Origin of the sequence: Amycolatopsis samaneae, from assembly GCF_039541975.1 — a bacterium.
In the GTDB taxonomy this organism is placed as follows: domain Bacteria; phylum Actinomycetota; class Actinomycetes; order Mycobacteriales; family Pseudonocardiaceae; genus Amycolatopsis; species Amycolatopsis samaneae.
The window spans coordinates 277,306-295,184 of the sequence record NZ_BAABHG010000007.1 but is presented as its reverse complement, the minus strand read 5'-3'; the positions used below and the strand labels follow the sequence as shown (position 1 = coordinate 295,184).

The 17,879-nt window shown below is 70.2% G+C and carries 18 protein-coding genes; 6 read left to right on the top strand and 12 right to left on the bottom strand.

The window, feature by feature from the left end; all coding sequences use genetic code 11:
- The first annotated feature begins 30 nt into the window (after positions 1-30).
- Complete coding sequence (locus ABD987_RS20420) at positions 31-1,617, top strand: GMC family oxidoreductase (protein ID WP_345395623.1); 1,587 nt, start codon at positions 31-33, stop codon at positions 1,615-1,617.
- A 404-nt stretch (positions 1,618-2,021) separates the two neighbouring features.
- On the opposite strand, the gene ABD987_RS20415 is transcribed toward ABD987_RS20420, so the two are convergent.
- Positions 2,022-3,518 carry an aldehyde dehydrogenase family protein gene (locus tag ABD987_RS20415; protein WP_345395620.1) on the bottom strand — a complete coding sequence of 499 codons (1,497 nt, stop codon included), beginning with the start codon at positions 3,516-3,518 and terminating at the stop codon, positions 2,022-2,024.
- A gap of 88 nt (positions 3,519-3,606) precedes the next feature.
- On the opposite strand from ABD987_RS20415, the gene ABD987_RS44605 reads away from it, so the two are divergent.
- Positions 3,607-3,786 (top strand): hypothetical protein, encoded by a 180-nt coding sequence (locus ABD987_RS44605; RefSeq protein ID WP_378214185.1) that lies wholly within the window; start codon positions 3,607-3,609, stop codon positions 3,784-3,786.
- Positions 3,787-3,804: 18 nt separating this feature from the next.
- Here the strand turns inward: ABD987_RS44605 and ABD987_RS20405 are convergent, their stop codons facing one another.
- Positions 3,805-4,737, bottom strand: coding sequence for a LysR family transcriptional regulator (locus ABD987_RS20405; protein WP_345395617.1), 933 nt, complete (start codon positions 4,735-4,737; stop codon positions 3,805-3,807).
- A 136-nt stretch (positions 4,738-4,873) separates the two neighbouring features.
- On the opposite strand from ABD987_RS20405, the gene ABD987_RS20400 reads away from it, so the two are divergent.
- Positions 4,874-6,118 (top strand): MFS transporter, encoded by a 1,245-nt coding sequence (locus ABD987_RS20400; RefSeq protein ID WP_345395614.1) that lies wholly within the window; start codon positions 4,874-4,876, stop codon positions 6,116-6,118.
- A gap of 32 nt (positions 6,119-6,150) precedes the next feature.
- Complete coding sequence (locus ABD987_RS20395; protein ID WP_345395611.1) at positions 6,151-6,786, top strand: MBL fold metallo-hydrolase; 636 nt, start codon at positions 6,151-6,153, stop codon at positions 6,784-6,786.
- Between the two features lies 1 nt (position 6,787).
- On the opposite strand, the gene ABD987_RS20390 is transcribed toward ABD987_RS20395, so the two are convergent.
- Both ABD987_RS20390 and ABD987_RS20385 read right to left on the bottom strand, forming a co-directional pair.
- Positions 6,788-7,483, bottom strand: coding sequence for a DUF2334 domain-containing protein (locus ABD987_RS20390; protein WP_345395608.1), 696 nt, complete (start codon positions 7,481-7,483; stop codon positions 6,788-6,790).
- A 112-nt stretch (positions 7,484-7,595) separates the two neighbouring features.
- A complete protein-coding gene (locus ABD987_RS20385; RefSeq protein ID WP_345395605.1) occupies positions 7,596-8,480 on the bottom strand; it encodes a phosphoribosylaminoimidazolesuccinocarboxamide synthase in 885 nt (294 codons plus the stop codon).
- A gap of 33 nt (positions 8,481-8,513) precedes the next feature.
- Here ABD987_RS20385 and ABD987_RS20380 point away from each other — a divergent pair, with 33 nt between their 5' ends.
- Positions 8,514-9,320: an SAM hydrolase/SAM-dependent halogenase family protein gene (locus ABD987_RS20380; protein WP_345395602.1), complete on the top strand. Its 807-nt coding sequence runs from the start codon at positions 8,514-8,516 to the stop codon at positions 9,318-9,320.
- Here the strand turns inward: ABD987_RS20380 and ABD987_RS20375 are convergent.
- The 7 genes from ABD987_RS20375 to purB all read right to left on the bottom strand — a co-directional run bounded on the left by ABD987_RS20375 (position 9,203) and on the right by purB (position 16,194).
- A complete protein-coding gene (locus ABD987_RS20375; RefSeq protein ID WP_345395599.1) occupies positions 9,203-10,087 on the bottom strand; it encodes an MOSC domain-containing protein in 885 nt (294 codons plus the stop codon). The genes ABD987_RS20380 and ABD987_RS20375 overlap by 118 nt on opposite strands.
- Positions 10,088-10,655: 568 nt before the next feature.
- Positions 10,656-11,396: an amino acid ABC transporter ATP-binding protein gene (locus ABD987_RS20370; RefSeq protein ID WP_345396211.1), complete on the bottom strand. Its 741-nt coding sequence runs from the start codon at positions 11,394-11,396 to the stop codon at positions 10,656-10,658.
- A gap of 2 nt (positions 11,397-11,398) precedes the next feature.
- Entirely contained in the window at positions 11,399-12,163 is a 765-nt protein-coding gene (locus ABD987_RS20365; protein WP_345395596.1) for an amino acid ABC transporter permease, read from the bottom strand.
- Positions 12,164-12,940 (bottom strand): substrate-binding periplasmic protein, encoded by a 777-nt coding sequence (locus tag ABD987_RS20360; protein ID WP_345395592.1) that lies wholly within the window; start codon positions 12,938-12,940, stop codon positions 12,164-12,166.
- A gap of 38 nt (positions 12,941-12,978) precedes the next feature.
- Complete coding sequence (locus ABD987_RS20355) at positions 12,979-13,776, bottom strand: ABC transporter substrate-binding protein (RefSeq protein ID WP_345395589.1); 798 nt, start codon at positions 13,774-13,776, stop codon at positions 12,979-12,981.
- Positions 13,777-13,780: 4 nt separating this feature from the next.
- Positions 13,781-14,608 carry a substrate-binding periplasmic protein gene (locus tag ABD987_RS20350; RefSeq protein ID WP_345395586.1) on the bottom strand — a complete coding sequence of 276 codons (828 nt, stop codon included), beginning with the start codon at positions 14,606-14,608 and terminating at the stop codon, positions 13,781-13,783.
- Between the two features lie 155 nt (positions 14,609-14,763).
- Entirely contained in the window at positions 14,764-16,194 is a 1,431-nt protein-coding gene (purB, locus tag ABD987_RS20345) for an adenylosuccinate lyase (protein WP_345395583.1), read from the bottom strand.
- 59 nt (positions 16,195-16,253) lie between these two features.
- On the opposite strand from purB, the gene ABD987_RS20340 reads away from it, so the two are divergent.
- Positions 16,254-17,240 (top strand): lactonase family protein, encoded by a 987-nt coding sequence (locus tag ABD987_RS20340; protein ID WP_345395580.1) that lies wholly within the window; start codon positions 16,254-16,256, stop codon positions 17,238-17,240.
- On the opposite strand, the gene ABD987_RS20335 is transcribed toward ABD987_RS20340, so the two are convergent.
- On the bottom strand, positions 17,233-17,847 hold the full coding sequence (locus ABD987_RS20335; RefSeq protein WP_345395577.1) for a TetR/AcrR family transcriptional regulator: 615 nt from the start codon (positions 17,845-17,847) through the stop codon (positions 17,233-17,235). The genes ABD987_RS20340 and ABD987_RS20335 overlap by 8 nt on opposite strands.
- Between the last annotated feature and the right edge of the window lie 32 nt (positions 17,848-17,879).

Here is a 17,879-nt window from a genome sequence, read left to right as displayed (position 1 = left end):
TGGCAGGGTGCCAATACCCCGGGAGGCAACGTGGCCGAGCAGGACTCCTTCGACTACGTCATCGTCGGCGCGGGCAGCGCGGGCTGCGTGCTGGCGAACCGGCTGAGCGAGGATCCCGCGGCGAGGGTGCTGCTGCTGGAGGCCGGCGGCGAGGACACCGCCGACGAGATCCACATCCCCGCCGCGTTCGCCGCGCTGTTCAAGACCAAATGGGACTGGAACTACGAGACGGTCGAACAGAAGCACACCGGGAAGACGTCGTACTGGCCGCGCGGGAAGACGCTGGGCGGCTGCTCGTCGATCAACGCGATGATCTACATCCGCGGCAACCGCGCCGACTACGACGCCTGGCGCGACACGCACGGTGCCGAGGGCTGGGGCTTCGACGACGTGCTGCCGTACTTCAAGCGCGCCGAGGGCAACCAGCGGTTCGGCGGCCCGTGGCACGGCACGGACGGGCCGCTGCACGTCGAGGACCGGCGGTTCACCCACGAGTTGTCCCACGCCTGGGTGGACTCGGCGGTCTCGTGGGGTCTCAAGCGCAACGAGGACTTCAACGGCGAGACACAGGACGGCGCCGGGCTCTACCAGGTGACGTGCCGGAAGGGCGCGCGCTGGTCCACCGCGGACGCCTATCTGCGTCCGGCGCTGACGCGGCCGAACCTGACCGTCCGCACCGGCGCGCAGGCGACCCGCGTGCTCTTCTCGGGCACACGTGCCACCGGAGTGTCCTATCTGGACAGTGGAACCGAGCGGACCGCGCACGCCTCGGCCGAGGTACTGCTGTGCGGCGGGGCGATCAACTCACCACAGCTGCTGATGGTGTCCGGGGTGGGGCCCGCCGAACACCTGCGGGAGCACGGCATCGACGTCGTGACCGCGCTGCCCGGGGTCGGCGAGAACCTGCACGACCACCCGGCGGCGCCGGTCATCTGGTCCACCAGGGGCACGACGGACCTGGTGGACGCCGCGACCCCGGCCGGGCTCGTCCGCTACCAGCTGACCAAGCGCGGCCCGCTGGCGTCCAACGTGGGCGAGGCGGGCGGCTTCATGTCCACTGTGGACGGATTGACCGCGCCGAACATGCAGTTCCACGTCGCGCCGACGTTGTTCTACGACAACGGTATGCGCGAGCCGACGGTGCCGGGATTCACCTCGGCGACCACACTGGTGGACGTCGCGAGCCGGGGGCGGCTGCGGCTGAAGTCGGCGAATCCCCTGTGGAAGCCGTTGATCGACCCCGCGTACTACGCGGATCCCGCGGACATGGAGGCGACCCTCGCCGGTCTGCGGACGCTGATGGAGATCGCGAAATCCGGCCCGCTGGCACGTTTTCTCGACAAGCCTTTCCTGCCCGACCGGTCCGATGTGGACGAAGACGCGCTGCGGGAGCACGTCCGGGCGAACACGCAGACGCTGTATCACCCGGTGGGCACGTGCTCGATGGGCACCGGGGAGCAGGCCGTGGTCGACCCCGCGCTGCGCGTGCGCGGTGTGGACGGGCTGCGCGTGGTGGACGCCTCGATCATGCCGATCGTCCCGCGCGGCAACACGAACGCCCCGACGATCATGGTCGCCGAGAAGGCCGCCGACCTCATCAAGGCCGCCGGCCACTGAACCCGGCCCCGCTCGCGTCCCCGCACGGCTCCGTGTACGGGCGGCAAAAGCCCCCACCGCGGCACCCCTCGGTGCTGCCCCTACCGAAAACCCGCCCTCCACTGAGAGAGTGTCCCCCGCCCTCTCCGGGGGGCGACCCCAACACCATTCTACCGCCGGGGTACGACAAAACGGGGTTCAAGATCAACAAAGGGCGGAGTTGTCCACAACGGCGCGGGGCTGTGGACAAGTGTGTGGGCAACCCGCCGCTGTCCGGGTGCCCAAGTCTCCGAAGGCCACCTTCGGGGACTTGAGCGCCGCCAACTCGGCCTTGGCGTGTGCCGACACGAGGGCAACGACGTGGGGGCCTCCCTGAGGGACCTGTAGTCCCTCAGGGAGGCCCCCACGGACCGAGCAAAGACCCGCTACCGCTTCCCGTGCAGCACCGTGATCAGCTTCGCCACCAGCGCGTCCGTGGAAGGCTTGCGACTGAACGAGGTCAGCGTGATCGGCGCGGTGAACCGCTGTCGCGCGATGGCCTTGGGCCGCGCGAACTCCCGCAGGCCCTCCGGGCCGTGGATCCGGCCGAACCCGGAATCGCCCACACCGCCGAACGGCAGCGACGCGACGCCCGCGAACGAGAGCGGCGCGTTGATCGAGGTCATGCCCGTGCGCAGCCGCTGGGCCAGTTCGAGGCCACGCGACTTCGAGAACACCGTGGAGCCGAGGCCGTACTTGGTGTCGTTGGCCTTCCGGACCGCCTCGTCCATGTCACGCACCTTCGCGATGGTGACGGTCGGGCCGAAGGTTTCCTCGCGCACCGCTTCGGAGTCCTCGGGGACGTCGACGAGCACCGTCGGCTGGACGTACCGGTCGCCGACGGCGTCGACCCCGCCGAGCACCGCCTTCCCACCACGGGCCAGCGCGTCCGCGATGTGCTTGCGGATCACCCCGAGCTGCGAGGGCATGGTGACCGGACCGTACTGCGCGGCCTCGTCCGAGCCCGCCCGCACGTCCTTCGACTTCTCGACGACCTTGCGCACGAACTCGTCGTGCACGCGCTCGTGGACGTAGACACGCTCGACGCCGATGCAGGTCTGGCCGGAGTTCGAGAAGGCGCCCCACACCGTGGCGTCCGCGGCGGCGTCGAGGTCCGCGTCGGCGTCCACCAGCACGGGGTCCTTGCCGCCGGCCTCGATGACCACCGGCGTCAGCGTCTCGGCGGCCGCGGCCATGATCCTCTTGCCGGTCGCGGTCGAACCGGTGAAGGCGATCTTGTCGACACCGGCCCCGACCAGCGCCGCGCCGGTCTCCCCGAAACCGGTGACCAGCTGGAGCACGGGGTGCTCGGGGACGACCTCGGCGAACGCGTCGACCAGCCACTTCCCGACGCCCGGGGTGTACTCGCTCGGTTTGAAGACGACCGCGTTCCCGGCCGCGAGCGCGTACGCGATGGAGCCGAGCGGGGTGAACACCGGGTAGTTCCACGGCCCGATCACGCCGACGACGCCCAGTGGGCGGTACTCGACCGTCGCCGCCTGGTTCGCCATCAGCAGCCCGGCCGCGCGCCGCTGCCTGCCGAGGTACTTGCGCGCGTGCTTGCCCGCCCAGGCGACGTGCTCGATCGCGAGGACGCTCTCCAGCTGCGCGTCGGCGATCGGCTTGCCGGTCTCGTCGCGCACGACCTGACACAGCTGCGGCAGGCGACGCGTCAGCACGCCCTTCCACCGGCGCAGCCGTTCGGCGCGGCCCGCGTAGTCGAGGCCCGCCCACCAGTCGGCGGCCGCCCTGCCCCGTTCGACCGCGGCCCTCACCTCGTCCGCGGTGGTGATCGGGTAGGTCCCGACCACCTCGTCGGTCGCCGGGCTCAGCGAGTCGAAGGTCTCGCCGACCGAGGTCGGCTTGGGCTGCACGGCGGTCATCGGCGTCACTCCCGTGGTATCGACGTAAGACCCAGGCTACGACGTTGCTGACGCAGTGCCAACAGTTCGCCGGGCCCGGGTCCCCAGCATGACAACGACGAACGCCGCGGAAAAGGTACCGAACAACGGCGCGAGCCAGAGCGGAAGCACGCCGACGCCGAGCGAACCGAGCCCGAACCCGGTCGCCTGGACGGTGAAGGCCAGCGAGTCACCACGCGGCGCGGGCGCGAGGTTCGCTACCGGCGCACCGAACTCGGCGACGCCCTGATCCGGCCCTGACCGGGTTTCAGCGGGCCCAGTCCGGTACCCAGACGTCGTCGCGGGCCGTCGACTCGTATCGGGCGCGGAGATGGTCGAGGAAATCGGCGAGAACGGGGTGCGTGTTGTCCGCTCGCCAGATCACCGAGAGCGGGTAGACCGGGACGGGGTCGACCACCGGGATCCGGCGCAGATCGTAGCTTTCCGGCCAGAGGTAGCGCGAGCCCTCACCGGCGAACGTGGCGAGCCGGTCCGAGTCCGCGAGTTCGTCGAGGAGCGTTTCGACGCCGAAGCTCGGACCGATCGTGTCGATGGTGAGCCCGAACGCCTTCGCCAGGTCCTCGTAGTAGCCGATCGGCTCGGGGTCGGTCATTCCCGGCATCCAGACGGGGTGCCCGACGAGGTCCGCGAGTGTCACGGTTCCGGCGTTCGCCAGCGGATGCCGGGGCCCCACCAGCAGCTCGTGCCGGTCGTCGATGACACGCGCCGCCTGGAGCCCGCCCGGCACCTTGCGCGCGGTGGCCCGCAGGGAGCGGAAGGTCGCGTCGAGGGTGCCCGCGCCGACCTCGGCCAGCGCCGAGGGGGCGTCGGCCCCGGTCAGCGCGACGACGTCGAGGTCGATGCCGGGATTTCGCCGATAGAAGTCGCGGAGCACGTGGGAGGGCGCGATCCGGCGGCTGATGACGTCGATCCGCAGCGCCCGGCGGCCCGGGGTCACCGCCGCCGTGGCGCGTTCGGCGGCGCGCAGGAGTTCACGCGCGTGGGGCAGCAGCGCCTGTCCGTCGGCGGTGAGCCGGACACCCCGCGCGGTCCGTGCGAAAAGCTGGACGCCGAGCTCGCGTTCCAGAGTCGCCACGCGTTTCGACGCCGCCTGCTGGCTGATGCCCAGCTCGTCGGCGGCGGCCTGGAACTGGTCGGCCGCCGCGACGGCGGTGAAGGTCCGAACCGCGTCGAGGTCCACGTGAGCGAACCTACTGCCACAACCGGGAGTTGTGACACGCCGCCCGATCCGTTGTTGGTGGCCGGGCCCCTTCGTCGGCTTCGATCTCCCCGGGCGACAGCGGGCCGCCCCCACGACGTGAAGCGAGTGCGAAAACATGGGGCGTAGGGCGAAACTGGGCCGGGCGCTCGGGTGGTTGTGGGCCGCGTACGCGGTCAGCGCCTACGGGACCGGGCTCGGCTTCGGCGCCTTCTCGGTGGTCGCCATCGAGGTCCTCCACGCGGGCTCGGCGGAGGTCGCGACCCTGTCCTCGGCCGGGCTCGCACTCGGGGCGTTGCTGGCGATCCCGCTCGGGCCGTGGATGGAGTTCCGTGCCAAGCGGCCGGTCATGATCGCGACGGACGTGGTCCGTTTCGCGGTACTGGCCTCGATCCCGCTCGCCTACTGGCTGGACGTGCTGTCCTTCGCGCAGCTCCTGGTGGTGTCCATGATCGCCGCGGCCGCGAAGATCGCGTTCACCGCCGCCAGCGGCGCCCACCTCAAGACCCTCGTCCCCGCCGATCGGCTCCTGGTGGCGACCAGCCGTTTCGAGTCCACCACCTGGTCGGCCACGGTGCTCGGGCCACCGCTGGGCGGCGCGGCCATCGGGCTGCTGGGGCCGGTGATCACCGTCGCCGTCGACGCGCTGAGCTACCTCCTCTCGGCGCTCGGCGTCCTCGCGATCAGGGAACCCGAGCGACGTCCCGAGCCCAGGAAAGCCGCGGCGCGGCGCTGGAGCGACGTCGTCGAGGGCTGGCGCTATCTGTTCGCCCACGCCACCCTGCGCGGACTCTTCGTCAACGCCCTGCTGGTCAACGGGCTGATCATGGCCACGGAGCCGCTGTTGTCCGTGCTGATGCTCGCCCACCTGGGATTCCCGGTCTGGCAGTACGGGCTGGCGTTCGCCGTTCCCTGCGTCGGCGGCCTGCTCGGCTCGCGGCTCGCCCGCCACGTCACGGCGCGTTTCGGCGAACGAACGGTGCTGCGCGTCTTCGGCACGCTCCGCGCCTGCTGGTCTCTCGGGCTCGCGTTCGTCCAGCCGGGCGTGGCCGGGCTGGCGGTCGTGATGGTCACCGAATTCGGCCTGATCGTCTGTGTGAGCCTCTTCGCCCCTGTGCTCGCCGCGTATCGGCTGAACACCGTCGAGGCCGATCGCCAGGCACGGGTGCTCACCGCCTGGTCGATCGGCACGAGCCTCAGCATCGCCGTGATCACCGTGGCGTGGGGTCTGCTGGCGCAGCTCGTCGGTCCGCGGCCGGCCATCGCACTGGCCGGGGTCGCGCTCCTCGCCACCCCGTTCGTGCTGCCACGGCGGTTCGCCGCGTCCGACCGGCGAGTTGGCGCGGCCTCGTTCCAGGCATAGAGTGGAAACCGACGATCCTAAGGAGAATCTCGATGCGTATTGTCCATTTCGGACATTCCTGCGTGCTTCTGGAGACCGAAGGGGCACGGATTCTTGTCGATCCGGGCACGTTCTCCGCCGGTTTCGAAACCGAACGCGAACTCGACGCGGTTTTCGTTACCCACCAGCATTTCGACCACCTCGACGTCGAGCGGTTGCCCGCGCTGCTGGAGGCCAACCCCGGCGCGAAGCTGGTCATCGACCCCGGTTCGGTCGAGACCGTCCGGAAGACCGGCGCGGAGTTCGAGGTCGCGAAACCGGGTGACGCGTTCGAAATCGGGCGCAGCACGGTGAACGTCGTCGGCGGTGAGCACGCGGTGATCCACCACGACATCCCGGTGATCCCGAACGTCGGCTACATCGTCGACCACGGCGCGTTCTACCACCCCGGCGACTCGTTCTTCGTGCCGGAGCAGAAGATCGACGTGCTCGGCCTGCCCACCGGTGCGCCGTGGCTCAAGGCGGGCGAAGCGGTGGACTACCTGCGCGCGGTGGCACCGCGGCTGGCCGTGCCGATCCACGAGGCCGTGCTGGCGAATCCGGCCCTGCACTACGGGCTGTTCGGCAACCTCGCGCCCGAGGGCACCGAGGTGAAGGTGCTCGACCGCGCCGAGCCCACCACCGTCTGACTCAGGCGGCCACCCGGCGGAGCGCGCCGTAGGTGGAGCCGAAGGCCCGGTTCTCCAGCGCGACGTCGACCGCGTCCAGCAGTGCCTGCCGGAGGCCGGGACGCGCGAGATCGGCGGCCTCGACCCCCAGGCGGACGAGGCCGCCCTTCCTGGCGGCCCGCGCGCTCGCGAGCACGAGCGCGAAACAGCGCACGGTCTCGGTGCGCTGGGACTGACTGCTGAACTCCAGGACCCGCGAGCGCCAGGACTCGCCGTTTTCCAGGTCCCGCACCGAAACGAGATCCGCGCACAGCCGGAAACCGTGTTCCGCCAACGCCTGCACGGTGCCCTGTGACGCGATCCAGCGCGGCGGCGCGAACCCGTCGACACCGAGCCCGGCGCCGTCGAGGGCGGCCTTCGCGGCGATCAGCCGCAGCCGCGCCTCATGCGCGGGCAACGCCGCGAACTCGGCCTTCTTGCCGAGGTGGACGGCGCGGTGGGTGGGCGTGACGCGGTGGTCGTATCCGTGCAGCAGCACGGAATCACCGGCCGCCGCACGCACCCGCGTCCACTCCGTCACCGGGCCGTCGCCGGTCCGCGCGGCGTACAGGACCGACAGCGGCACCTTCCGCCGCTCCAGCTCGGCCGCGAGGTCGGCACAGCGGTGCAGTGTGCGCGGAGTGATCCCGGCCAGCGAAACCAGCAAACGAGCGTCCACGCTGCCTATTGCGCCGCACGCCGATGGCGCCCGCCTGACCACCCCGTGAACTGCGTCGAACGGTCCGACGACGGTTGCGGAGGCGTTCACTCGGCCGGGGGAACGGGCGCGCTCAGCCCGGCCAGTCCGCGAGCGAAAGGCCGGTGATGCGCTCGTAGGCCTCGACGTAGCGCGCGCGGGTCGCGGCGATGACCTCGTCGGGCAGCGGAGGCGGCTGGGTGTTGGACGCGCGGTCCCAGCCGGAGTCCGGCCCGGTCAGCCAGTCGCGGACGTACTGCTTGTCGAAGGAGGGCTGCGCGCGGCCGGGGACGTAGCCCTCGGCCGGCCAGTACCGCGAGGAGTCCGGCGTCAGCACCTCGTCGGCGAGGACGAGAGTGCCCTGCCCGTCCTGGCCGAACTCGAACTTCGTGTCCGCCAGCAGGATCCCGCGCTCCGCGGCGAGCTCGGCGCCGCGCCGGTAGATCGCGAGGGTGGCCTCGCGGACCCGCTCCGCCAGCTCCCGCCCGATCGCCGCCGCGGCGGTGTCGAAGCTGACGTTCTCGTCGTGCGCGCCGAACTCGGCCTTGGTGGCCGGGGTGAAGATCGGCTCGGGCAGCTTCGCGGACTCGGGCAGCCCGGCGGGCAGCTCGACCCCGCAGACCGCGCCGGTACGCCGGTAGTCGGCGAACCCGGAGCCGGTGAGGTAACCGCGGGCGACGGCCTCCACCGGCAGCATCTTCAGCCGCCGCGTCAGCAGCGCGCGGCCGCGGACCTCGGCGGGGATGCGCGGATCGTCGTAGGCGACGAGGTGGTTCGGCATCAGGTCGGCGAGCTGGGTGAACCAGAAGACGCTCATCGCCGTGAGCACCCTGCCCTTGTCCGGGATGGGCGTGTCCAGGATGAAGTCGTAGGCGGAGATCCGGTCCGAGGTGACCAGCAGCAGGTGGTCGTCGTCGACCGCGTACAGGTCGCGGACCTTGCCTGCGGAGATCTTCGGGTAATCGGCGAGCGTCGTCACCGCAGCACCCTAACCCGCGAGATGATGCAGGTCATGACGTACCGGTGGATCTCGTTCACGACCGACTACGGCCTGCGGGACGGGTTCGTGGCGGCCTGCCACGGGGTGATCGCGCGGCTCGCGCCCGACGTCCGGGTGATCGACGTCACCCACGAGGTGCCGCCGCAGCAGCTCCGGCACGGCGCGACGGCGCTCGCGCAGACCGCGCCCTACCTGCCCGAAGCGGTACACCTCGCGGTGGTCGACCCCGGCGTCGGCACCGCTCGGCGTGGTGTCGTGGTGGTCGCGCGGCACGGCCTGCTCGTCGGGCCGGACAACGGGCTGCTGCTGCCCGCGGCGTCGGCGCTCGGCGGCGTCGTCGAGGTCTTCGAGCTGTCCGAGCCCTCGCTGCGGCTGTCGGAGACCTCGGCCACTTTCCACGGTCGTGACATTTTCGCCCCGGCCGCCGCGCATCTCGCGCTGGGTGTGGCGCCCGCGGAGTTCGGCGCGCGGGTGCCCGATCCGGTGACGCTGCCGGACCCGCTGGTCGCGGCGTTTCCCGGCAAGCTGGTCGCGGAGGTCGTGACGGTGGACCACTTCGGCAACGTCCAGCTCGCCGCGAGCCCCGCCGACCTGGCACTGGCCGAGCTGGCCGGCGCGGTGTCGGTGCACAGCGCGCGGGTCGCGGTGCGCGCGGTGGTGGGGCGGACGTTCGGGGACGCGGGCCGGGGCGAGGCGGTGCTCTACACCGATTCGGCGGGGCGGCTGGCGGTCGCGATCAACGGGGGCTCGGCGGCCGCGACGCTGGGACTCGGGCCCGCCCAGGAGTGCACGATCACCTCGTCGCCGACCGCGAGCTGACCGGGTTCGGTGACGGCGGCCTTGATCCCGAACGTCACGCCGCCCTCGGGAGCACGGCGGTACGTGGCGAGCGAGCGGATCGGCTCCGGGCCGGACTTGACGCCGGTTTCCTGGTCGACCATCGGGACCGAGCACCGCACGCACGGCTTGGCGTACCCCAACCCGGCGCTCCCGGCCCGCATCGCGCGGACGTCGTCCTCGGTGTGCGGGTCGGTCCAGCCCGCCACGACGATGTTCGGGCGAAAGCGATCCATCGGCACCGGGGTGCCGCCCCGCGCCTCGATCCGCTCGTTGAGACCGTCCAAAGAGGACTCACTCACGACGAGCAGCGCGTGTCCGTCGGCGAAGGCCGCGGTGCCCGGTGTCTGGCCGCTGGTGGCCCGCTCGTGGTCCGGCGCGACGCCGACGAGCACCGACTCGGCATGCAGCAGCGTGGAGAACCACTCCTGCGCGTCCTCGCCCTGGTGCACGGCGTCGCCATGCCAGGTGAAGGTGGACGCGGGGTGCCGGGGGCCGTCGTGCCTGATCTCGACTTCGAGATCCTCGATCCCCGGCGCGGACAGCACGAGCTTCTCCCCGTCGGCGATCCGGGGGCGGACGGTGGCGAGCGCGGCGTGCTTGCGCTGACTGCGGAAGTCGCCGTCGGGCGCGGCGATCATGAAGGTGCGGTCGTGTGCCAGCCCCGCCGCGGTGACGACCGCCGTGTCCACCGAGATCCCGGCGCATCCCTTGACCGGGTAGTACGTCAGCCGCGCGATTCTCGCCATGATCGCAGGTTACTCCGGTGGCCTGGCGACGCCGCGATGATCGTGGTGTGTACGACGCTCACCTGCCTCGCGTGCTGCGTGTTCCGGATATGTCTCGCGTGCGCTGTCCGGTTTGCTCGGTCCCGGTGACACACGATGAGCACGTCCTGAACGACGCGTTCGGGACATCACCGCCGGTACGAGGACGCGGCGCAATGTGCTGAAGGCGTCCTTCACTGCGTTGGCCGCACTGATGGCGTCCCTCAGCACGTTCAACGCACCGAAGGCGTCCTTCAGCACATCCCGGAAGCCCGGCAGCAGCGGCACATCGGACGAAAGCCGCACATTCATAACCGGCACCACACAGGACACAGCCGTTGGGCGCCGCCCCCGATCACCATGGTCGCGGCGGGTACCGACGGTCGTGGCGGGGAATGGCTCCGGTGGCGGGAGTTGTCCACAACCGCACCGGCCATCCACAGATTTCCCGCGCGCACCCTCCCGGCCCCACAACCTCGATACGCTGGTTGCAGGGGCGCCCCCGGGAGGGTGGGGGAATGCCTACCGGTTGCGGGGCCGATCGCGGGGTTCAGAGGACCTGTGAGAGGAAGCGTTGCAGGCGTGGGCTTTTCGGGTTGTCGAAGATCTCGGCGGGCGGGCCCTGTTCGACGATCTTGCCCGCGTCCATGAAGGCGACCTCGTCGGCGACGCTGCGGGCGAAGCCCATCTCGTGGGTCACCACCAGCAGGGTCAGGCCGCGTTCGGCGAGGCCGGCCATCAGGTTCAGCACACCCTTGACCAGTTCGGGGTCCAGCGCGCTGGTCGCCTCGTCGAACAGCATGACCTCGGGCTCCATCGCCAGCGCCCGCGCGATCGCGACCCGCTGCTGCTGGCCGCCGGAGAGCGCGCTCGGCCGGTACGGCGCCTTGTCCGCGAGGCCGACGTCGGTCAGGCGAGCGTGGGCGATCGCCGCGGCTTCCTCCTTGCCGAGCCGTTTCACACTGCGCAACGGCAGCACGATGTTGTCCAGCACGCTCCGGTGCCCGAACAGGTTGAAGTGCTGGAACACCATCCCGACCCGCTGCCGCAGCACGTCCGGGTCCGCGGCGATGACGCTCTCGCCGTTCAGCAGCAGATCACCGCTGTCCGGCTCCTGGAGCCGGTTCACACACCGCAGCAACGTCGACTTGCCCGACCCCGACGGGCCGATGACGCAGGTCGTCTTGCCCTTCTCGACGCGAAGATCCACCCCGCGCAGGACCTCCAGGGTCCCGAACTTCACGTGGATGTCGCGCAGCTCGACACTCGACGAGTGCACCGGCGCACGCACGCTCACTGGGGAGTACCTCCGCCCGCGTAGTTGGCCGGGGTGTACTCCGTGTTGGGATCCACGGTGTCGACCTTCTTCCCGGTCCGCAGCTTCTTGTCGATGTAGTTCACCAGGTGCGTCAGCGGCACGGTGATCACCAGGTACACGAACCCGGCCGCGACCAGCGGCGACAGGTTCCCGGTGTTCGCGGCGACGTCCTGCCCGATCCGGAACAGCTCACGCTGCTCCGGCAGCAGGCCGAGGAAGTACACCAGGCTCGAATCCTTGATCAGCGCGATGAACTGGTTCACCAGCGCGGGCAGCACCCGCCGCACGCCCTGCGGGATGACCACCAGCGTCATCGCCTTGGTGTAGCTCATCCCCAGCGCGCGACTGGCCTCCAACTGTCCTTTTTCGACACTCTGGATGCCGGACCGGAAGATCTCGCCGATGTAGGCCGCCGCGATCAGGCTCAGCGCCAGGATCCCCAGCGGATACGGGTTCGTGCCGACGATGTCCCGCGCGAGCGTGCCGAGCCCCTGACCGATCACCAGGATCGTCAGGATCGCGGGCAGGCCACGGAAGATGTCGGTGTACACCCGCGCCGGCCAGCGCAGCCACTTCTTCGTGGACAGGCCCATCACCGCGACCACCATGCCCAGCACGGTGCCGATCACCGCCGAGACCACGGCGAGGATCAGGGTGTTCAGCAGGCCTGTCTTGAGCAGATCCGGGAACACCTGCCAGATGTATTCCCAGTTGAGAAACGTGTCGAAGAACTGGTTCATCTACTTGTTTGCCTTGAAGTCGGCGGGAATCGGCGTGTTCGGCTCGAACTGCTTGAACAGCTTTTCCCAGGTGCCGTCCGCGACGACCTGCTTGATCCCGTCGTTGAGCTTGTTCAGCAGTTCGGAGTTCCCGCGCTTGACCGCGTAGCCGAGCGGGATGTTGGTCGTGATGACCTTGGCGACCTTGAACTTCGCGTCCGCATTGGACTTCGCGTAGTCCTCGGCGGACGCCTGGTCGAACACCGCACCGTCCACACCGGACGACTTGAGCGCGCTCAGCACCGCCGCGTCGCTCGGGAAGCGGACGGCCTGCGCGGTCGGCGCGTTGGCGGTCAGCCAGGTGTCGGAGGCGGTGCCCTGCACGACGCCGATCCGCTTGCCCGCCAACGAGTTCTCGTCGGTGATCGGGGTGCCTTCCTTCGTCTCGATCCCGAGCGCCTGGTAGGCGTAGGGCACCGAGAAGTCGACCGTCTTCTTCCGCGCCTCGGTCTGCGCGACGCTGGCGCTGCCGATGTCGTAGGTGCCGTTCGCCACCTGGCCGAGCAGTGCCGAGAAGTCGGTCGCGGCGAACTCCAGCTTGAGGTTCACCTTGGCCGCGATCGCCCGGAGGAGTTCGTTGTCCAGACCGGTGTAGGTGCCGTTCTCCTGGTAGGCGTTCGGCCGCGAGTCACTCAGCGTGCCGACCCGCAGCGTCTTGCCCTCGGAACCGCTCCCGCCGCACGCGGTGAGCGTGGCCAGCAGGGTGGCGGCGACGGCGGTGACCAACGTCCGTTTCATGTCACTCCTCAGCTTCCGGCAGATCGGTTCCCGACCGCTCAGCTTCCAAAACCGGCGGGCACCGGAGCGGTCGGCAGGAACTGCTGATGGAGCTTAAGCCACGTACCGTCCTTGACCACCTGCTTGAGGCCGTCGTTCAGCTTCCCCAGCAGGTCGGTGTTGCCCTTGCGGACGGCGAAACCGTGCGGCACGTCGGTGGTGAAGCTCTTCACGACCGCGAGTTTCGCGTCCGGGTTCTCCGTGACGTTCTTCTCCGCGATGCTCTGGTCGAGGACGTACGCGTCGACGGCGCCGGTCTTCAACGCGGTCAGTGCGGCGGCGTAGTCCGGGAACCGCACCGGCTTCGCGTCCGGCACCGTGGTGGTCAGCCACCGGTCGCCGACGGTCGCCTGGATCACCGCGACACGCTTGCCGGACAAGCCCTTCTCGTCGGTGATCTGGCCCGGGTGCGGGTGTCCCGCATCAGCGCTGCCCTGCTTGGTCTGGATGCTCATCGTCTCGAAGTCGTAGGCATCCGAGAAGTCGACGGTCTTCTTGCGCTCGTCGGTCTGCGCGATCGCCGAACTCGCGATGTCGTAGCGGCCCGAGGACACCTGGCCGAGCAGCGAGGAGAACTCCGTGGCGGAGAACTCCAGCTTGAGGTTCTTCTTCGCCGCGATGGCGCGGAGCAGCTCGTTGTCGAACCCGGTGTACGTGCCGTCCTTGACGAAGATGTTCGGCGGCGCGTCCCCGAGCGTGCCGACCCGGAGGGTGTCCGAGGCCTCGCCCGAGCCGCCGCAGGCGGTCAGCGTCGCGGCCAGACCGGCGACCAGCGTGGTGAGCAGGATCTTCTTCACGACGTCACGCTCCGGGGTTGGTCACGGGGAGGCCGGCGCCGCCCTGTTCGAGTTCGGGCGTCAGCGGGGCCTGCTTGAAGAACTGCGCGTGCAGCCGCGCGACGGTGCCGTCCGCGATCGCCTTGGCGATGCCGTCGTTCAGCTTCGCCAGCAGCTCCTTGTTGCCCTTCGCGACGGCGAAGGCCGACGGGGTGTCCTTGTTCGGCTGGGTGAAGCCGAACTCCAGCGGCACGGCCGGGTTCTGGTCGAGGTACTGCTGGCCGATGTCCTTCGGCACCACCCAGCCGTCCAGGGTGCCGTTCTTCAGCTGCGCGAAACCGGCGTTGTAGTCCGGGAAACGGACCACGCTCGCGCCGGCGATCTTGCCGGCGAACTCGTCCTGCACGGAGGCCTGGACCACCCCGAGCCGCTTCCCGGCGAAGGCGGCCGCGTCCTTGAGGTTCGCGTCCTTCTTCGTCACGATCGTGGTGTAGCCCACGTCGTAGCCGTTGGTGAACGCGACGGTCTTCTTGCGCGCGTCGGTGGTCGAGATGGTCGAGCTGCCGACGTCGAACTTGCCGTTCGCGACGCTGGCGAGCAGACCGGCGAACTCCGTGCCGACGAACTCGACCTGGAAGCCCTCCCGCTTCGCGATGTCGCGGAGCAGCTCGTTGTCGTACCCGGTGAAGACGCCGTTCTGCAGGTAGATCGACGGCGGCCCGTCACTGAGCGTGCCCACCCGCAGCGTCTTGCCCGCGCCGGACTCACCCGACGACGAGCCGCAGGCCGCGAGGCTCAAGGCGAGCGCTCCGGTGGTGACGACGGCGGCAATTCTCGACAGCGTGGATCTCATCGCTTCTTCCGTGGGTAGGCGCGCGCATGCGCGATACAACACGCCAGGCCGCGGGATGGGCGGCCCGGCGCTCCGGTTTCCAGCGGTCGAGATTAGAGATTTCGCCCGTTCGGGTAATTCCGTCTCACTCTGTGAGCGACTTCAGGTGCCCTTGCTCACAGGATGGGCTGCGGGGCGTACTCACGCGCTTCCGGGAAGCGTTCCAGCACCGCTTCCACCCGCCGCGCGACCTCCGCGACCTGGCGCGGCGCCACCCCGGTGAACGAGATCCGGTCGGCCAGCAGCTTGTCCAGCTCGTCCCGGTCCAGCGGGATGCGCTCGTCGGCGGCGAGCCGGTCCAGCAGGTCGTTCTCGGCCAACCCACGTTCCCGCATCTCCAGCGCGACCGCGACGGCGTTCTCCTTGATCGCCTCGTGCGCGGTCTCCCGGCCGACGCCCGCGCGCACCGAGGCCATCAGCACCTTGGTGGTGGTCAGGAACGGCAGGTAGCGGTCCAGCTCACGCTCGATCACCGCGGGGAACGCGCCGAACTCGGCGAGCACCGTGAGGAACGTCTCCAGCAGCCCGTCGAGCGCGAAGAACGCGTCCGGCAGCGCGACCCGGCGCACCACCGAATCGGAAACGTCACCCTCGTTCCACTGGTCACCGGCCAGCTCGCCGATCATCGACAGATAGCCACGCAGCACCACGGCGAGCCCGTTGACCCGCTCACAGGAACGCGTGTTCATCTTGTGCGGCATCGCCGACGAGCCGACCTGGCCGGGCTTGAAGCCCTCGGTGACCAGCTCGTGGCCCGCCATCAGCCGGATCGTCTTGGCCAGGCTCGACGGCGCGGCGGCCAGCTGGACCACAGTGGACAGTACGTCGAAGTCGAGTGACCGAGGGTAAACCTGGCCGACGCTGACGAACCCCTGCCTGAAGCCGAGATGCGCGGCGACCCGCGACTCCAGTTCGTCCAAAGTGGACTCGTCACCGAGCAGGTCGAGCATGTCCTGCGCGGTGCCCACCGGGCCCTTGATGCCACGCAGCGGGTACCGCTCGATCAGGTTGTCCAGCCGCGAAAACGCGACGAGCAGTTCGTCGGCCGCGGTGGCGAACCGCTTGCCCAGCGTGGTCGCCTGCGCGGCGACGTTGTGCGAGCGCCCGGCCAGCACCCGGTCGGCGTGCTCGACGGCGAGCGCCGCCAGCCGCGAAAGCACCGCGGCGACCCGCGCGCGCATCAGTTCGAGGGAGCGCAGCACCTGGAGCTGTTCGACGTTCTCGGTGAGGTCCCGCGAGGTCATTCCCTTGTGGACGTGCTCGTGCCCGGCCAGCGCGTTGAACTCCTCGATCCGCGCCTTGACGTCGTGGCGGGTGACGCGCTCACGCGCGGCGATCGAGTCGAGGTCGACCCGCTCCAGCACCCGCTCGTAGTCGGCGACGACGCCGCTCGGGACCTCGACGCCGAGATCGGCCTGCGCGCGGAGCACGGCGAGCCACAGCTCGCGCTCCAGCACGACCTTGCGCTCCGGGGACCACAGCGAGACCAGCTCGGTGGAGGCGTAGCGGGTGGCGAGCACGTTCGGAATGCGGGGCTTGTCCGTCACGACCTCACGATACTCGGCGCGCTTGCGCACAGCCGCAGGCGGCCGCGACACTCGGCGCCATGGATCTTGTCCTCGTGGGCGGCTACGGGCCGACCGGCATCGTCATCTTCCGCCGCTCCGCCGCCGGCGAGCTGACCCCCGCGGGCACGCTGCCGATGGAGTCGCCGTCCTGGCTCACCCGGCATCCGGCGCTGCCGGTGCTCTACGCCGCCAACGAAACCGCGGACGGCGCGATCACCACGGTCGGCGTCGACGACGCGGGCACGCTCACCGCGCTGGGCACCGTCGGCTGCGGTGGCGACGACCCGTGTCACCTCGCGGTCACTTCGGACGGTCGATTCCTGTTGTGCGCCAACTATTCCAGCGGCAGTCTCGCGGTGTTCGGCCTGGCCGGCGACGGGCGGGTCACCGGCCGGACCGACCTCGTGCGGCACCAGGGCGGCGGCCCGGTCGAGGACCGGCAGGAAAGCGCCCACGTGCACATGGCGGTCCCCGGCGCCGACGAACGCGGCCCGTTCGTCAGCGCGGTCGACCTCGGCACCGACGAGATCCGCAGCTACCGGATCTCCGAGGAAGGGAAGCTCACCGAGTTCGCGGTCTCGACCGTGCCCGCGGGCACCGGGCCCCGGCAGCTGATCCGACGACCGGGCACCGACCTCGCCTACGTCGTCGGCGAGCTGGCGAGCACCCTCATCACGATGCGCGAGGTCAGCCCCGGCGCGTTCGAGGTCGTGGCCGTGACCCCGGCGACCGCCGCGGCCGACAACAGCACGAAGAACCTGGTGGCCCACGTCGAGCTGGCGGGTGACCGGCTCTTCCTGTCCAACCGCGGCGAGGACTGCGTCACGGAGTTCGCCCTCGACCCGGCAGCGGTCGCGGTCACCGATCACCCCGCCGGTGTCTGGCCCCGGCACTTCGCGGTGGACGGCGACACCTGTTACGCCGCCTCGCAGCTCAGCGACGAGATCCTCGTGTTCCCGCTCGACGGTTCCGGCGAGCCCCGGCGCTACCCGACGCCCCAGCCCAGCTACGTGCTGCTCAGCTGACCCCGGCGGCGTTCTCGGTGAGCGCGCTGTGCAGCATGCGCGCGGCGGCGGCGCGCGGATCGGGGTCGACCTCGATCAGCGCGTTGACCACGGCACCGTCGACCAGCGCGACCAGCCGCTCCAGCTCGGCGTCGGTCACCGGCGTCCCGGACCGGGTGAACGTCTCCAGCAGCAGTTCCTTGAACTGGTCGCCCAGCCGCCGCATGATCGGCCGCAGGTACTTCCGGCGGCCGGTGGCGACCAGCCGCTCGTAGCGCAACAGGACCGCCTCGGCGTCGGCCTCCGGATCCCCGGTGGCCGGGCCGAGCAGCATGTCCAGCGCCAGCTCGATGGTGGCCTGGACCCCGCGGTTGCGGGTGGCCATCACCTCCAGCCGCTGCCTGCTCGCGGTGAGCTCGATCCGGGAATGGTGCTCGACGGCGGTCGTGACGAGATCTTCGAGCGAGTCGAAGTAGTACGTCGTGGAGGCCAGCGGGAGACCGGCGCGCTCGGCGACCGCACGATGCCGCACGGCGTCGAATCCGCCTTCGGCCAGCAGCTCCGCGGCCGCCTCGGCGAGCGCGGCGCGCCGTCGTTCCCCTTTGGGCGTGGTGGCTGCGGCAGTCATGGGCCACCATTGTGCCAGCTCGTGACCGGTGC